Source organism: Lysobacter auxotrophicus (genome assembly GCF_027924565.1).
GTDB lineage: Bacteria > Pseudomonadota > Gammaproteobacteria > Xanthomonadales > Xanthomonadaceae > Lysobacter_J > Lysobacter_J auxotrophicus.
Genome location: NZ_AP027041.1, coordinates 3,034,429 through 3,050,224, shown reverse-complemented (window position 1 = coordinate 3,050,224; position 15,796 = coordinate 3,034,429). Strand labels below are relative to the sequence as shown.

The following is a 15,796-nucleotide window of genomic DNA, read 5'->3' as shown; positions in this document are numbered from 1 at the left end:
GTAGGAGTTCGTTAGGACGGTCGCCGCTCGTAAACCAAGATGCTCGATCGCTCAATGCCCTGATGAACTATCGGCGTGCTCGGCCCTCTGTATTGGCGAAGATCGACCTTTACCCCGGTCAGAGTGGTGAGCTCATCCTCCCAGCCCTCAGTGTCGAACATCCACGCGACATAGGCCCCGTGGGGGTCCTCGGGCACATTGTCGACCTCAAGAGCGATATCCAAGTCGCTTGGTCCGTCGGGATGGTTGTCGCCTCTCTCCTCGCCTCGCACGCGGCTGCCAAATAGGTGTGCGCGGGAAACGTTGGGCTTTCTTGAAGCCCACTCTCGAACGAGCGCTGCAAGATGGTCGATGTCCATGCTGCCGTCCAAGGTCACTTCGCGCCTGGTGAGCCGCCCTACGTACGATGGCGTCGCAGCGAATCGCGGAGTTCCTTACGAGCCCGTTCGCAGAAGCGAAGCTTTCCCTGAAACCGTGCCCAGAAGTACATGCCGCCAAAGAGCGCAAGTATCGCGGCGCCAACGCCAAACACCTCGTTCGTACTCGGCGCCAAGCCGAGCACGGAAACTGCCAGGTCAACCTCCGGGAAGGCTTTGCGAAGCGTGTTCCAAGCCGGCAGGAGGAAAGAGCCACTTATCAGCGCGAGAGATATGCCGAGGCCAAAGAAGGTGCGCATGTATTCGATCACGAGCAAAGCTGGGCTCGCGCGAAAGTCACGCAGCAGTTCGGCTTGCCGCGCGCGGCGAGCGTCAGCATGACGGCCGTAGGTCTGTGAAACAGCGGAAAGTCCGCGCGACAGCCCGTCCCTCGCGTACGAGGCAACGACACTCACGACGAGGCCGACGATGACGACCGTAAACCACCACTCAAGGTCTAGCAGCCTTGCTTGAATCGCTTCCATGCGGCTCTCTATCGCTCCATCAGGTCTGATTTTGGACAGAGTGCCGAATTTTGGACAAAAGAAAAGGGCCGCGATCTCTCGCAGCCCTTGCAATGCTTGGCGCCCGAAGTTGGACTCGAACCAACGACCCCCTGATTAACAGTCAAGTGCTCTAACCGGCTGAGCTATTCGGGCGGGGACCGGCATTGTAATGCCTCGAGCGACAAGGTCAAGACATGATCGCTCAGAGGGCGCAGCCGGGATCGGCACCGCGCGGGCGCTCGGTGCGGATCCGCCCTGGGCGGCTCACCACGACGCGGCCCACCTCGCGCTGCGCATCGCGCTCGCACAGCAGGATCGTGAGGTTGCTGGTGGCCGTGTAGCCGCTCGGCATGTAACGCACGCGCTGTCGGGCGATGCTGCTGCGGAGCGTGAATGCGTCAGGGTCGATGGCAAAGCGCTGCAGCACATCCGACGGCTTCTCGGGCTGGTCGCGACTGTACCGATCGCGGTACAGGATCCACCCGTCTTCCCAGACCGCGTCCTTGCGGCATTGCCGACCGTCGGCGCTGGGGCACACGGTGACCGGGATTCGCCGCGATACCGACGCCATGCGGGCGCCAGCCAGCGACGAGCCCAGCAGGTGCAGGGCCGTGGTGCCCTTGGTTCGCATCACCAGCGAGTTGAACTGCGGAAGCGCGAGCGCCGCGCAGGTTCCCAGCACGGCCAGGGTGATGATCAGTTCAGGAAGCGTAAGGCCGCGGGCCCGGTCCATGGCGTCGGAAACAGCGTGGAGGAGGCCACAGCGTCGCCATTCGCGCCGGATCGCGGCATCGCCACGCGCCGTCGGGCAGGGTAGGGAAACGCCGCTTCCGCCCCCATCCATGTGGCGGTCTACACTGAGGAATTTTCCGGAGCCATGCCGATGAACGACAGCCTCCATCCCGCCGGATTCCAGCTCGTCTCGTCCTACCAGCCCGCCGGCGACCAGCCACAGGCGATCGAGCGGCTGGTCGCGGGCTTCGAGAACGGCCTGGCGGCGCAGACGGTGCTCGGCGTGACGGGCTCGGGCAAGACGTTCACCGTGGCCAACGTCGTCCAGCAGGTGCAGAAGCCGACCATCGTGATGGCGCCGAACAAGACGCTCGCCGCGCAGCTATACGGCGAGTTCAAGTCGTTCTTCCCGCATAACGCGGTGGAGTATTTCGTCAGCTATTACGACTACTACCAGCCCGAAGCCTACGTCCCCTCGTCGGACACCTTCATCGAGAAGGACAGCTCGGTGAACGAGCACATCGAGCAGATGCGCCTGTCGGCGACCAAGGCGTTGCTCGAGCGCCGCGACGCGCTGATCGTCTGCACCGTCTCGGCGATCTACGGACTGGGCGATCCGAACGAATACTTCCGCATGGTGCTGCACATGGTGCGCGGTGAGCGCATCGACCAGCGCGAGCTGATCCGCCGCCTCACCGAGATGCAGTACACCCGCAACGACACCGAACTGCGTCGCGCCACGTACCGCGTGCGCGGCGAAGTGGTGGACGTACACCCGGCCGAAAGCGACGCCGAAGCGCTGCGCATCGAACTGTTCGATGGCGAGATCGAACGCCTGACGCTGTTCGATCCGCTCACCGGCGAAACGCTGCGCCAGGTGCCGCGCTACACGATCTACCCCGGTTCGCACTACGTGACCACGCGCCGCACCGTGCTCGACGCGATCGACACCATCAAGGAGGAGCTGCGCGAGCGCCTGGAGCAGCTCTATGCGCAGAACAAGCTCGTCGAAGCGCAGCGCCTGGCGCAGCGCACGCAGTTCGATCTGGAAATGCTGGCCGAGGTGGGCTACTGCAACGGCGTGGAGAACTACAGCCGCCACCTCACCGGCCACATGCCCGGCGAGCCGCCGCCGTGCCTGTTCGATTACCTGCCGCCGGACGCGCTGCTGGTGGTCGACGAATCGCACGTGACGGTTCCGCAGATCGGCGCGATGTTCAAGGGCGACCGCTCGCGCAAGGAAACGCTGGTGGAATTCGGCTTCCGCCTGCCGTCCGCGCTGGACAACCGGCCGCTGCGCTTCGAGGAATGGGAAGGCCGTTCGCCGCGCGCGATCTACGTCTCCGCGACGCCCGGTCCGTACGAGTTGAACAAGTCCGAGGACCAGATCGTCGAACTCGTCGTGCGACCGACGGGCCTGATCGATCCGGAAGTCGAAATCCGCCCGGTCGCGACGCAGGTCGACGACGTGCTCGGCGAGATCAACGAACGGGTGAAGATGGGCGATCGCGTGCTGATCACCACGCTCACCAAGCGCATGGCGGAAAACCTCACCGAATACCTCGGCGAACACGGCATCCGCGTGCGTTACCTGCATTCGGACGTGGACACGGTGGAGCGCGTGGAGATCATCCGCGACCTGCGCCTGGGCAAGTTCGACGTGCTGGTCGGCATCAACCTGCTGCGCGAAGGCCTGGACATGCCGGAGGTCTCGCTGGTGGCGATCCTCGATGCGGACAAGGAAGGCTTCCTGCGTTCGGCCGGTTCGCTGATCCAGACCATTGGCCGCGCGGCGCGAAACGTGCGTGGCAAGGCGATCCTCTACGCCGACCGCGTCACCAGGTCGATGCAGGCGGCGCTGGACGAAACCGAACGCCGTCGCCAGCGCCAGGTCGAACACAACCTCGAACACGGCATCACGCCGCGCTCGGTCGCCAAGCCGATCGTCGACATCATGGAAGGCGCGCGCGCCGAGCCGGGCGAAGCCACGAAGGGTCGCGGCAAGGGCAAGAAGACCGGCGAAAGCCTGGCCGACTACGCCAAGCTGACGCCGGCGCAATTCGCCGCGCGCATCAAGGCGCTCGAACAGCAGATGTACGAGCACGCCAAGAACCTGGAGTTCGAGGAAGCCGCGGCGGTGCGCGACCAGTTGCGCCAGATCAAGGACGCCGGTTTCGCTGCCTGAACCGGCGCGGCGGCAGGTCGATTCGCACGGACCTGTTGCCGCCGCCGGGCCGACGGTTTACACTGCGCGCCCCTCGACGAGCGGTTCGCGGCGACGGGAATCCGGATGCATCCGGAGCGAATTCGGGCGGTTAGCTCAGCGGTAGAGCACTACCTTGACATGGTAGGGGTCACAGGTTCGAACCCTGTACCGCCCACCACTACACAGTGGTTTCGAACGGCGCGATCCTCACGGGTTGCGCCGTTTTTCTTTGCGTCGCCGCCGCGTGCGACCGCCGGCGTTGACTTGGCCGCCAGCAGCCCCAACACTTCCCGCATTCCCGGGCGATTCGCCCGAAACACGAAACGAAGGTGGCCCGCGGCAAACCGCCGGCCGAGCGTGCGACATGAGCACTACCATCGCCCACTGCTGAGCGCCCACGACGCCCCTCCAAGACGGCGCCGCGGCGCCGTTTTTCGTTTCCGGCTTCCCGTCTTCAGGCCATGCGCCGCCCCCGGCAGCGCCGACATTCCACCCAGCCAGCCGCGCATCGCGCGCCCGGACCCCATGATCGCCATCACGCTCCCCGACGGCAGCCGCCGCGAATTCGAACAACCCGTCTCCGTCGCCGAAGTGGCCGCCTCCATCGGCGCCGGCCTCGCCAAGGCCGCGCTGGCCGGCAAGGTCGACGGCAAGCTGGTCGACACCAGCTACCGCATCGCCAACGACGCCTCGCTCGAGATCGTCACCGACAAGCACCCCGACGCGCTCGACGTCCTGCGCCACTCCACCGCGCACCTGCTCGCGCAGGCCGTGCAGCGCCTGTACCCGGGCGCGCAGGTCACCATCGGTCCGGTGATCGACAACGGCTTCTACTACGATTTCGCCTACGAGCGCCCGTTCACGCCGGAAGACCTGCCTGCGATCGAGGCCGAGATGCAGAAGATCGTCAAGGAGTCGCTGCCCGTCGCGCGCAGCGTGAAGTCGCGAGACGACGCGGTGGCGTTCTTCCGCGGCCTGGGCGAGGCCTACAAGGCCGAGATCATCGAGTCGATTCCGGCGAACGAAGACCTCTCGCTCTACAGCCAGGGCGAGTTCACCGACCTGTGCCGCGGCCCGCACGTGCCGTCGACGGACAAGCTGCGCGCGTTCAAGCTGATGAAGGTCGCCGGCGCCTACTGGCGTGGCGATTCCAACAACCAGATGCTCAGCCGCATCTACGGCACCTCGTGGCTCAACGACAAGGACCTCAAGGCTTATCTGACGCAGCTCGAGGAAGCCGAGAAGCGCGACCACCGCAAGATCGCCAAGGCGCAGGACCTGTTCCACCTGCAGGAAGAGGGCCCGGGCCTGATCTTCTGGCATCCGAAGGGCTGGTCGATCTGGCAGGTCGTCGAGCAGTACATGCGCCGCGTGTATCGCGAAACGGGCTACGGCGAGGTGCGTTGCCCGCAGATCCTCGACGTGTCGCTGTGGCAGAAATCCGGCCACTGGGACAACTACAAGGACAACATGTTCTTCACCGAGTCCGAGAAGCGGACCTACGCGCTGAAGCCCATGAACTGCCCGGGCCACGTGCAGGTGTTCAACCAGGGCCTGCACAGCTACCGCGACCTGCCGATCCGCTACGGCGAGTTCGGCGCGTGCCATCGCAACGAGCCCTCCGGCGCGCTGCACGGCATCCTGCGCGTGCGCGGCTTCACCCAGGACGACGGCCACATCTTCTGCACCGAGGACCAGATCGAGTCCGAAGTGCGCGCCTTCCACGAGCAGGCGCTGAAGGTCTACGGCGATTTCGGCTTCACCGACATCCAGATCAAGATCGCGCTGCGCCCGGACTCGCGCCTGGGCGACGACGCCACGTGGGACAAGGCCGAGAACGCGCTGCGTTCGGCGCTGAGTGCCGCCGGCGTGGAATGGCAGGAGCTGCCGGGCGAGGGCGCCTTCTACGGCCCGAAGATCGAATACCACCTGCAGGACGCCATCGGCCGCACGTGGCAGCTGGGCACGATGCAGGTCGACTTCATGATGCCGGGCCGCCTGGGCGCCGAGTACGTCGACGAACACAGCCAGCGCCGCCATCCGGTGATGCTGCACCGGGCCATCGTGGGCTCGATGGAGCGCTTCATCGGCATCCTGATCGAGCACCACGCCGGCCAGTTCCCGGCCTGGCTGGCCCCGGTCCAGGCCGTGGTCATGAACATCACCGACGCCCAGGCCGATTACGTCGAGGAGATCCGGAAATCCCTTGCAAATCAAGGCTTCCGGGTCCATTCCGATTTGCGCAACGAGAAGATCGGCTATAAGATCCGCGAGCACACGCTGCAGCGCGTGCCCTACCTGCTGGTGATCGGCGACCGTGAGAAGGAAAACGGCCAGATCGCCGTCCGCACGCGCGGAGGCGAGGACCTGGGGACGATGACCGTCGCCGATTTCGCCTCGCGTTTGCGCAGTGAGGGCGTACAGTAACGCCTGCAGCCTGACCTGACCCCGGCCGCCACGGCGGCCGGCACGTTCCATACCGGAGATTGCAACATCAGTACCCCCGAGAAGCCGAATCGCAAGAACCAGGAAATCCGCGTCCCGCGCGTGCGCGTGATCGGCAGCGATGGCGAAATGATCGGCGTGCTCACGCGCGACGAAGCGCTGCGCATGGCCGAGGACGAGGGCCTGGATCTTGTGGAGATCCAGCCGAACGCCGATCCGCCGGTCTGCAAGATCATGGACTTCGGCAAGTTCCGCTTCGAGCAGCAGAAGAAGGCCAACGAGGCCAAGAAGAAGCAGAAGCAGGTCGAGATCAAGGAACTCAAGTTCCGTCCCGTGACCGACGAGGGCGACTACCAGATCAAGCTGCGCAACATGCGCCGCTTCCTGGAAGAGGGCGACAAGGTCAAGGTGAACATCCGCTTCCGTGGCCGCGAGATGAGCCACCAGGAACTGGGCCGGGAGATGGCAGCACGCATCGAGGCGGACCTGGGCGAGGACATCGTCATCGAGTCGCGCCCGCGCTTGGAAGGCCGCCAGATGGTCATGATGATCGCGCCGAAGAAGAAGAGCTGATCGTCCGGATCGGCAGGAACGGGCCGCCTGGTGCGGCCCGTTTTCGTTTGCGGGAGGGGCGAGAGGGTCATCCGCCGCCGCACTAAAGCCCTGAATTGCAAAGGTTTCCGGTTGTCTGCATAATGGCCGGCCCGGCTCGCCGGGATTTGCAGTTCGTTGTATCAGGAACCTGTCGTGATCCTTTACGGATCAACGACTTACAAGCCGGCAAGGGCAGGACGGAAAGAGTGGTTGCGTCTCCATGGGACGCGCAGGCCACCGCCCAGGCCAGTCATCGAAATCCGAAAGGACATCGCAATGCCCAAGATCAAGACCAATCGGGCGGCGGCCAAGCGCTTCCGGAAGACCGCTTCCGGCAAGTACAAGTGCGGCCACGCCAACAAGAGCCACATCCTCACCAAGAAGGCGACCAAGCGGAAGCGCAACCTGCGGCAGACGAACCACGTTCGTGCCGAGGACGCAGGCCGTCTCGATCGCATGCTGCCGTATCTCTGAGGAGGGCTGAACAATGGCACGAGTCAAGCGTGGCGTGCAGGCGCGCCGCCGTCACAAGAAGATCCTGAAGCAGGCCAAGGGCTACTACCACGCCCGTCGCAAGGTTTTCCGCGTCGCCAAGCAGGCGGTCACGAAGGCCCTGCAGTACGCCTACATCGGTCGTAAGCAGAAGAAGCGCAACTTCCGTTCGCTGTGGATCACGCGTATCAACGCGGCGGCCCGCATCAACGGCCTGAGCTACAGCCGCTTCATCAACGGCCTGATGAAGGCCGGCATCACCCTCGACCGCAAGGTGCTGGCGGACATCGCCGTGCACGACGCGCAGGGTTTTGCGGCGCTGGCAGAGAAGGCGAAGAGCGCGCTCGCAGCGTAAGTTGCTCGCTTCGCCGCGCGCCGGCCACGGTCGGCGCCGGTCGAATGCACAACGCAATACACGCATGGGGAAGGGCGCAAGTCCTTCCCCATGTTTCGTTTTGGGCGCCCGCAACATGCACTGTGCGCCGTCGTCGCCAGGGCCGCGCACGCGGCCGGTAGCGGCGAACTGCGGGCTTCAACGCAACACAACGATCGAAAAGGTTCGGCAGCACATGACCGGAATCGAATCCCTCACCCAGCAGGCGCTGGCCGACATCGCAGCGGCACAAACGCCGGACGCGATCGAAGCCCTGCGCGTGTCGCTGCTCGGCAAGAACGGCAGCGTGACCGCGCAGCTCAAGCAGCTGGGCGCGCTGCCCGCCGACCAGCGCAAGACCGCCGGCGAGGCGATCAACAAGGCGCGCGACGAGCTCACGACCGCGCTGACGCAGCGCCGCACCGTGCTCGACGACGCCGCGCTCGACGCGCGACTGGCGTCGGAAAGCATCGACGTGACGCTGCCCGGCATCGATGCCGAGCGCGGCGGCCTGCATCCGGTGAGCCGTACGATGGAGCGCATCGCCGACATCTTCGGGCGCCTGGGCTTCGAGCTCAGCAACGGTCCGGAGATCGAGGACGACTGGCACAACTTCGAAGCGCTGAACTTCCCGCCGCACCATCCGGCGCGCGCGATGCACGACACGTTCTACTTCGGCGACGGTCGCCTGCTGCGCACACACACCTCCGGCGTGCAGGTGCGCTACATGCAGGAGCACCAGCCGCCGCTGCGCATGATCGCGCTGGGCAAGGTGTACCGCAGCGACAGCGACCAGACGCACACGCCGATGTTCCACCAGTGCGAAGGCCTGCTCGTCGACGAGCACGCGAGCTTCGCCGACCTGAAGGGCACGCTCGCCGAGTTCGTCCGCGCGTTCTTCGAACGCGATTTCGAGATGCGCTTTCGTCCGAGCTACTTCCCCTTCACCGAACCCTCGGCCGAAGTGGACATCGCCTGGCAGCAGCCTGACGGCTCCACGCGCTGGCTGGAAGTGCTCGGCTGCGGCATGGTGCATCCGAACGTGCTGCGTAACGTCGGCATCGATCCGGAGAAGTACACCGGCTACGCATTCGGGCTGGGCGTGGAGCGCTTCGCGATGCTGCGTTATGGCGTCGACGACCTGCGCAGCTTCTTCGACAACGACGGGCGTTTTTTGAAGCAGTTCGCCTGAAGCGGGAACCGGGAATGGGGGAATGGGGATCGTATAAGCGAAACCCGTCACCGCATTCCAAGTCCCGATTCACCATTCCCGATTCCCGGCTTTCACCATGAAATTCTCCGAAAACTGGCTGCGCCACCACGTCCCGACCAACGCCTCGCGCGAGCAGCTCGCCGCGACGCTGACCGCCATCGGCCTGGAAGTCGAAGAGGTCACGCCGCTGGGCGAATCGCTGGACGGCGTCGTCGTCGCGCGCATCGTAAGCGCGACGCGTCATCCGGAAGCCGACCGCCTGCAGGTGTGCGAAGTCGACACCGGCAACGGCACCGTGCAGATCGTCTGCGGCGCGCCCAATGCGCGCGCGGGTCTGATCGCGCCGCTCGCCACCGTCGGCGCGAACCTGCCGGGTGGTGTCGCGATCAAGGCCGCGAAACTGCGCGGCGTGGAATCGTTCGGCATGCTGTGCTCGGCGAAGGAATTGGGCGTGGATCCGGATGCTTCCGGCCTGCTCGAACTGCCCGACGACGCGCCGGTCGGCACGCCGTTGGCGCAGTATCTCGGCCTGCCGGATGCCAGTATCGAGATCAAGCTGACGCCCAATCGCGCCGACTGCTTCAGCGTGCGCGGCATCGCCTACGACGTGGCGGCCGCGCTCGGGGGTGAAGTGAAGCCGCTCGACGCGGCCGACGTTCCCGCGCAGAGCGATGCGACGATTCGCGTCGAGCTCGACGCCGGCCCGCGCGTGCCGCGCTTCGCCGGCCGCGTGATCGACAACGTGGACGCCAACGTGTCCACGCCGGCATGGATGGCCGAGCGCCTGCGCCGCAGCGGCGTGCGTCCGATCAGCTTCCTCGTGGACGTCACGCAGTACGTGATGCTTGAACTCGGCCAGCCGATGCACGCCTTCGACAAGGACACGCTGGAAGGCGATGTCGTCGTGCGCCCGGCGCGTGCCGGTGAAGCGCTCAAGCTGCTCGACGGTCGCACCGTGGAACTCGACGACGATTTCCTCGTCGTCTCCGACAGCCGCGGCGGCCACGGCGCGCGTGCGGTCGCGCTGGGCGGCATCATGGGCGGCTTCGATACGCGCGTGACCGACGCCACGCGCAACGTGTTCCTCGAAGCGGCGCACTGGATTCCGTCGGCCATCATCGGCCGCAGCCGCAAGCTCGGCCTGCATACCGACGCCGGCCACCGGTTCGAGCGCGGCGTCGATCCGGAACTGCCGCGCATCGCGGTGGAATACGCGACGAAGCTGATCGTCGACATAGCCGGCGGCGTGCCGGGTCCGACGCTCGACGTGACGCTCGCCGAACACCTGCGCAAGCCGCAGCCGATCGTGCTGCGCCGTGCACGCTTGGCTCGCGTGCTCGGGCTTACGGTCGCCGATGGCGAAGTCGAACGCATCCTGCGCGCCCTCGGTCTGCAGGTTGAAGCCCTGACCGACGGTTGGCGCGTGGTGCCGCCGACCCGTCGCTTCGATCTGGAGATCGAGGAAGACCTGATCGAGGAAATCGCGCGCATACACGGCTACGACGCGATCCCGACGACGCTGCCCGCCGGCGCCGCGCGCCTGGTCGCGCCGAGCGAGACGCGCGTGGACGAGTCGACCGCGCGTCGTCACCTGGCCTCGCGCGACTTCCTGGAAGCGGTGAACTACGCGTTCGTCGACGCTGACCTCCTGTCGAAGTGGAGCCTCACCGACGGCAACGTGCCGCTGGCCAATCCGCTCAGCGGCGAGCTGGGCGTCATGCGCACCGCGCTGCTGCCGGGCCTGGTCGCCGCGCTTGCGCGCAACGCCGCGCGCCAGCAGCCGCGTGTGCGCCTGTTCGAGCTGGGCAACGTGTTCCGCGCCAACGCCGGCGACGCGCCCATCGAAACCGGCCGCATCGCCGCCGCCGCGTGCGGCGACGTGCATGCGGAGCAGTGGGGCGTGGCGGCACGCACGATCGGCTTCCACGACCTCAAGGGCGACCTCGACAGCCTGGCCGCCGTCGCCGGCGCCACGCTCGAGTACCGTGCCTCGCAGCCCGCGTGGGCGCATCCGGGTCGCTCGGCGGACGTGTACCGCGACGGCGTGAAGCTCGGCTGGATCGGGCAACTGCATCCGCGCCTGCAACGCGCGCTGGAACTGGACGTGGATGTGGTCGCGTTCGAACTCGACCTGGCGCCCATGTTCAGCCGCGCCGTGCCCCGCGCCAGGGCCTTGTCGAAGTACCCGTCCGTCCGCCGGGATCTCGCGTTCGTCGTCCCGGAGAACGTCGAATGGGCCGCCATCGGACAGGCCGTGAAGGCCGCCGCGGGCCCGTTCCTGCGCGATCTGGTGCTGTTCGACCGCTACCAGGGCAAGGGCGTTGAACCCGGTTTCAAAAGTCTTGCTATGGGCTTGATTCTGCAGGATGAATCACGCACCCTGACTGACCGTGACGTCGATTCCGCAGTGGCTTGCGTGACCGACGCGCTGCAGCGGGAGTACGGGGCAACGATCCGCGGCTGAGGTTGAGGAAAGCAGACGATGGCATTGACCAAGGCCGAGATGGCCGAACGCCTGTTCGACGAAGTCGGGCTGAACAAGCGAGAGGCGAAGGAATTCGTGGACGCGTTCTTCGACGCGTTGCGCGAGGCCCTGGAGCACGGTCGCCAGGTGAAGCTTTCCGGGTTCGGCAACTTCGACCTGCGCCGCAAGAACCAGCGTCCGGGCCGTAACCCCAAAACCGGCGAGGAGATTCCGATCTCCGCCCGCACCGTGGTGACCTTCCGCCCCGGCCAGAAACTGAAGGAACGCGTCGAAGCCTATTCCGGAGCGGAACATGCTTGACCCTGGCAGCAATCGCGAACTCCCGCCGATCCCGGCCAAACGCTACTTCACCATCGGTGAAGTCAGCGAGCTGTGCGACGTCAAGCCGCACGTGCTGCGCTACTGGGAGACCGAGTTCCCGATGCTCAACCCGGTCAAGCGCCGCGGCAACCGCCGCTACTACCAGCGCCACGAGGTGCTGATGGTGCGCCAGATCCGCGGCCTGCTGTACGAGCAGGGCTACACCATCGGCGGCGCGCGCCTGCGCCTGGAAGGCGAGACGGCGAAGGACGAATCCGCGCTGAGTTCGCAGATCATCCGCCAGGTGCGGATGGAGCTGGAAGAAGTCCTGCAGCTGCTGAGGCGCTGATTCCGCATCTCCGGATGCGGCGCTGAAGTCGACGCCTCCGCAAGGAAGCGATCGCGGTGGCCGCGGCGAGGTTTCAACCGTTATACTTGCCGCCCGCTCGCAAGGGCGGCACATGCAACACGTCGGGGCGTAGCGCAGCCTGGTAGCGCATCTGCCTGGGGGGCAGAGGGTCGTCGGTTCGAATCCGGCCGTCCCGACCATCTATTCGCATGTAGGTGACGCTGAGTCCACGCGTCACCGTCAACACCCACTTCATCAGGTGATTGAGGCCGCAAAACGCGGCGCGTCAGCGCTCGATCACCGCGCACCTCACCCCCGCTGAAAATACTCCCGCACCTTGTCCGCGACCGGGCCGACGGCATCGACCGCGGCGCGCAGTTCCTCTTCCGTGACATCCAGTGCCTGCGTCCAGTAGCGGACCTCGTGCTCCTGGTTGACGTTGATCCGGGCGCGATCGGCGCCAGTGCGCGTCTTCGTGTTGTCCGTCATGACCGGGCTCCTCGGTGGGAAGCGCCACTGTACGAACCCGCGTGTGATCGCCGGGGCAACCCTGCGCGGTCGAGCCCGGCTGCGTCGAGCCGTCACGCCCGTCGCGCATTCGCACGCCGATACTCAAGAACCGCGCTTAGGACACGTCCTTGAATGCCGATCCGATATTCACCGGGAAAGTCGAGGAGCGACGCGTCCGCGCACGCATCGAAGCGCTGCGCGAGCTCGTCGACGAGAACTGATCGCAGCGCACCGCGCGCGATGCGTCGCGGCTATTCGCGCGCCGGGAAGCGCACGATGAACTGACTGCCCTTGTCGACGCCTTCGCTCCGGGCCTGCACGCTGCCCGAGTGCAGTTCCACGATCTTCTTCACCAGCGCCAGGCCGAGGCCGAGGCCGAGCTTCGAGCCCTGCAGGTGCGGCAACGTGAACAGTTCGAAGATGCGCTCCAGGCGATCGGCTTCGATGCCGATGCCTTCGTCCGACACGCGCACGACGACGTCGTTGCCGATGAAGGTTCCCGTCACCCAGATCTTGCGCGGCGCGGGCGTGTAGCGGATCGCGTTCGCGATGAGGTTCACGAACACCTGCTGCATGCGCATGCAGTCGATGTGCATCTCGATGTCGCCGGAGGGCACCAGCACCGGGATCTCGCGCGATTCCTGCTCCATCTGCCGCTGCGCGATGCGCGTGGACGACTCCAGCAACTCGCGAAGGCTGCAATCGGTGCGGTCCAGGCTGAAGCCTTTCGAGGTGACCTTGCTGTGCTGCATCAGGTCGTCGATCAGGCGCGCGGCCATCGAGACGTTGCGCGCGATGCTCTCGACCTGCGGCTTGAGGGACGGGTCGCGCGATTGCGCCGAAAGCAGCGTCGCCGAGAGGCTGATGCCGGACAGCGGATTGCGCAGCTCGTGCGCGAGCAGCGCGATCGCGGCGGTAAGGCCTTCGTTGGTCTGCGTGACGGCGTGGCAACGCTTCATGGCCGCTTCCAGCTGCATCTTCCCGTCGGTGAGGTCGCGGAAGATCTTGAGGAAGTTCCGGTCGCCGGCATGCGCGCTCAGGCAGATGGTCTGGCCCGATGCCCAGAACCGCGAGCGGTCGGCGCGCGCCATCCAGCGGTCGTTGCCCGATCGCCCGCGTTGCCGCGCTTCTTCGATCTCGTGCTCGGGAATGCCCTTGCGCACGTCCTCGCGGGTGAAGTAGTGCGAGATGTTCCCCTGCATCAGCCCGCTTCGCGTTTCGCCGAGGATGGTTTCCGCCCCGATGTTGGCCCAGTTGATCGTGCCGTCGGCGTCCAGCAGCAGTACCGCGTATTCGCTGGAGACGTTCGCGAACGTCCAGAGCATGTCCTGCACGATGTGGTCCGTCGCCGGATGAGTTTCGGACACTTACGTACTCCGCGCGAAGGAACGCCAGTGTGGCGCGCGGTTGCGCTGCTATTCGTGAAGCGGCGGACGATGTTCCCGTCGCGTCCGCTTGGGTTGGCGAGCGGTTCCTGGCGCGAAGCCTTGATCGGGGCATCGAGCAGACCCCGCGGCCTTCATTCGGCAATCCAGCCCACATTGCCGCGCGTTTTCACTTCACACGGCCGCGTGAAGGTGAGCGCGCCCGTGTCACCACGCCGCCCGCATTCAGCCAACGCCAACGGCCTGCTGAGCCCGCTTGTCTTCGCGCGCCACTCGCGCAGAGGGCGTCACGCGTGCACGGCGCAAGCGATCATCACACCGCGAAAACCGCAGTCAGGATATTGAACGCCGCGGCGCGCGGTGTCATTTTCGCGGCATTTCTTGAGCCAAACCACAAATACGCAAAGTCCCCCGCACTCGTTCAGCATCATCACGATTGTGTGAGCTAAGGTTCACGCCAGTCACGGACATGATCGTGACGTGATGACTGAGCGAAGGTGGTGTGAAACGCATGTCCTTCGCTTCGTCTCCGCGCTGTTCAGCAAACGCTGCCCTTACTCCGGAAACGAACGTGAACGATAACCGTGCTTTCAGCGCGACGGCGATGCCGCGCCGCGAATTCATCCAGAAGACCCTGATCCTCTCGGTTCCGCCGATCCTCGGCATCACTGGCATCGGCAAGGCCCTCGCCGCTGGCGCGACCACCGGTCTCACGTGGACGCCGCCGGCTCGCGCACGGGGTACCGCCGTGGTGAGCGTGAAGAACTACGGCGCGGTGGGCGATGGCGTCCGCGACGACACCGCGTCGTTCCAAGCCGCGATCAATGCGCTTCCTTCTACCGGCGGCACCGTGCAGGTTCCCGCGGGCACCTATCTCATCGATCCGACGGTGAACGTGCGCCTTCGCAGCAGCATGCACCTGCAGCTGGATCCGAGCGCGGTGCTGAAGGCCAAGCCGAACGCCGCCGAGCGCGCGTACGTGCTGATGGCGATGCAGGTCAACGACGTCGAGATTTCCGGCGGTCGCATCGTCGGCGATCGCGACACGCACCTGGGCACGACGGGCGAGTGGGGCCACGGCATCATGATCCGCGGCTCCAACCGCGTGACGGTGCGCGACATGCACATCTCCAACGGCTGGGGCGACGGCATCTCCATCGGCGGCGCCGCGCAGGCGTCCGGCGCCGTGGTGCCGTGCACCGACGTCGCGATTTCCAACATCGTGTCGACCAACAACCGCCGCCAGGGCCTGACCATCGGCTGCTCGCGCAACGTGAAAGTGTACGACAGCGAGTTCAGCAACTCCAACGGCATCGCGCCGCAGTGCGGCATCGACATCGAGCCCGACGTCAACGACCTGCGCACGACCGACACCGTCCACATCCAGAACTGCCTGATCCGCAACAACAAGGGCAACGGCATCCTGGTGTACAAGCGCGTCACCGGCGTCACCGTGAAGTCGTGCACGATGGAATACAACGGCGGCTACGGCCTGCTCACGGTCGGCGCGGCCTCCGGCTACATCGCGCAGAACCGCTTCCTGCGCAACACGCTGTGCGGCCTGATGTTCAGCTCGACGACCGACAACTACCAGGCTAGCGGCAACGTCTTCCGCAACAACTACACGAAGATCTTCGGCGTCAACACGCTCGACAAGCCGCTGGTCACGATGACCGGCATCCTCGCCGGCACGATGCCGAAGGGCAACGATCCGCACGTGCAGAAGTCGAGCACCGCGACCAACATCCGCGTGACGACCAACCAGTACGCGATGTAAACCAGCTCGTCGC

Annotated in this window: 15 protein-coding genes and 3 tRNA genes; 12 read left to right on the top strand and 6 right to left on the bottom strand. The window is 65.6% G+C overall.

The features are described 5' to 3' along the window. Positions 1 to 11: 11 nt before the first annotated feature. The 4 genes from LA521A_RS13750 to LA521A_RS13735 all read right to left on the bottom strand — a co-directional run bounded on the left by LA521A_RS13750 (position 12) and on the right by LA521A_RS13735 (position 1,823). The gene (locus LA521A_RS13750) at positions 12 to 359 is read right to left on the bottom strand and encodes a nucleotidyltransferase family protein (protein ID WP_281779434.1); all 348 of its coding nucleotides are present in this window, start codon (positions 357 to 359) and stop codon (positions 12 to 14) included. 38 nt (positions 360 to 397) lie between these two features. Then, complete coding sequence (locus LA521A_RS13745) at positions 398 to 901, bottom strand: hypothetical protein (RefSeq protein WP_281779433.1); 504 nt, start codon at positions 899 to 901, stop codon at positions 398 to 400. Between the two features lie 97 nt (positions 902 to 998). Continuing rightward, positions 999 to 1,075 (bottom strand) — tRNA-Asn (locus tag LA521A_RS13740). A gap of 49 nt (positions 1,076 to 1,124) precedes the next feature. Then, positions 1,125 to 1,823: a GspH/FimT family pseudopilin gene (locus LA521A_RS13735; RefSeq protein WP_281779432.1), complete on the bottom strand. Its 699-nt coding sequence runs from the start codon at positions 1,821 to 1,823 to the stop codon at positions 1,125 to 1,127. Between LA521A_RS13735 and uvrB the strand changes: the two genes are divergently transcribed. The 11 genes from uvrB to LA521A_RS13680 all read left to right on the top strand — a co-directional run bounded on the left by uvrB (position 1,806) and on the right by LA521A_RS13680 (position 12,311). Next, on the top strand, positions 1,806 to 3,839 hold the full coding sequence (uvrB, locus tag LA521A_RS13730) for an excinuclease ABC subunit UvrB (protein ID WP_281779431.1): 2,034 nt from the start codon (positions 1,806 to 1,808) through the stop codon (positions 3,837 to 3,839). The genes LA521A_RS13735 and uvrB overlap by 18 nt on opposite strands. A gap of 124 nt (positions 3,840 to 3,963) precedes the next feature. Then, positions 3,964 to 4,038, top strand: a tRNA-Val gene (locus LA521A_RS13725). Between the two features lie 347 nt (positions 4,039 to 4,385). Next, positions 4,386 to 6,287 (top strand): threonine--tRNA ligase, encoded by a 1,902-nt coding sequence (gene thrS, locus LA521A_RS13720; RefSeq protein ID WP_281779430.1) that lies wholly within the window; start codon positions 4,386 to 4,388, stop codon positions 6,285 to 6,287. A 66-nt stretch (positions 6,288 to 6,353) separates the two neighbouring features. Beyond that, positions 6,354 to 6,878, top strand: a complete 525-nt coding sequence (gene infC / locus LA521A_RS13715; protein WP_343226718.1) for a translation initiation factor IF-3 — start codon at positions 6,354 to 6,356, stop codon at positions 6,876 to 6,878. Between the two features lie 297 nt (positions 6,879 to 7,175). Further along, positions 7,176 to 7,373, top strand: a complete 198-nt coding sequence (gene rpmI, locus LA521A_RS13710) for a 50S ribosomal protein L35 (protein ID WP_027083463.1) — start codon at positions 7,176 to 7,178, stop codon at positions 7,371 to 7,373. Positions 7,374 to 7,386: 13 nt separating this feature from the next. Beyond that, on the top strand, positions 7,387 to 7,746 hold the full coding sequence (rplT, locus tag LA521A_RS13705; RefSeq protein ID WP_115842434.1) for a 50S ribosomal protein L20: 360 nt from the start codon (positions 7,387 to 7,389) through the stop codon (positions 7,744 to 7,746). Between the two features lie 214 nt (positions 7,747 to 7,960). After that, complete coding sequence (gene pheS / locus LA521A_RS13700; protein WP_281779428.1) at positions 7,961 to 8,956, top strand: phenylalanine--tRNA ligase subunit alpha; 996 nt, start codon at positions 7,961 to 7,963, stop codon at positions 8,954 to 8,956. Positions 8,957 to 9,053: 97 nt separating this feature from the next. Continuing rightward, positions 9,054 to 11,441 (top strand): phenylalanine--tRNA ligase subunit beta, encoded by a 2,388-nt coding sequence (pheT, locus tag LA521A_RS13695; RefSeq protein WP_281779427.1) that lies wholly within the window; start codon positions 9,054 to 9,056, stop codon positions 11,439 to 11,441. 18 nt (positions 11,442 to 11,459) lie between these two features. Then, positions 11,460 to 11,762 (top strand): integration host factor subunit alpha, encoded by a 303-nt coding sequence (gene ihfA / locus LA521A_RS13690; protein ID WP_115842431.1) that lies wholly within the window; start codon positions 11,460 to 11,462, stop codon positions 11,760 to 11,762. After that, positions 11,755 to 12,111, top strand: a complete 357-nt coding sequence (locus tag LA521A_RS13685) for a MerR family transcriptional regulator (protein WP_115842430.1) — start codon at positions 11,755 to 11,757, stop codon at positions 12,109 to 12,111. Before ihfA ends, LA521A_RS13685 begins: the two co-directional genes overlap by 8 nt. Positions 12,112 to 12,234: 123 nt before the next feature. After that, positions 12,235 to 12,311, top strand: a tRNA-Pro gene (locus tag LA521A_RS13680). A gap of 109 nt (positions 12,312 to 12,420) precedes the next feature. Here LA521A_RS13680 and LA521A_RS13675 read toward each other — a convergent pair. After that, on the bottom strand, positions 12,421 to 12,600 hold the full coding sequence (locus LA521A_RS13675; protein ID WP_281779426.1) for a DUF3606 domain-containing protein: 180 nt from the start codon (positions 12,598 to 12,600) through the stop codon (positions 12,421 to 12,423). A gap of 272 nt (positions 12,601 to 12,872) precedes the next feature. Continuing rightward, positions 12,873 to 13,988, bottom strand: a complete 1,116-nt coding sequence (locus tag LA521A_RS13670; protein WP_281779425.1) for a PAS domain-containing sensor histidine kinase — start codon at positions 13,986 to 13,988, stop codon at positions 12,873 to 12,875. Between the two features lie 589 nt (positions 13,989 to 14,577). On the opposite strand from LA521A_RS13670, the gene LA521A_RS13665 reads away from it, so the two are divergent. Beyond that, positions 14,578 to 15,783: a right-handed parallel beta-helix repeat-containing protein gene (locus LA521A_RS13665; protein WP_281779424.1), complete on the top strand. Its 1,206-nt coding sequence runs from the start codon at positions 14,578 to 14,580 to the stop codon at positions 15,781 to 15,783. The last annotated feature ends 13 nt before the right edge of the window (positions 15,784 to 15,796 follow it).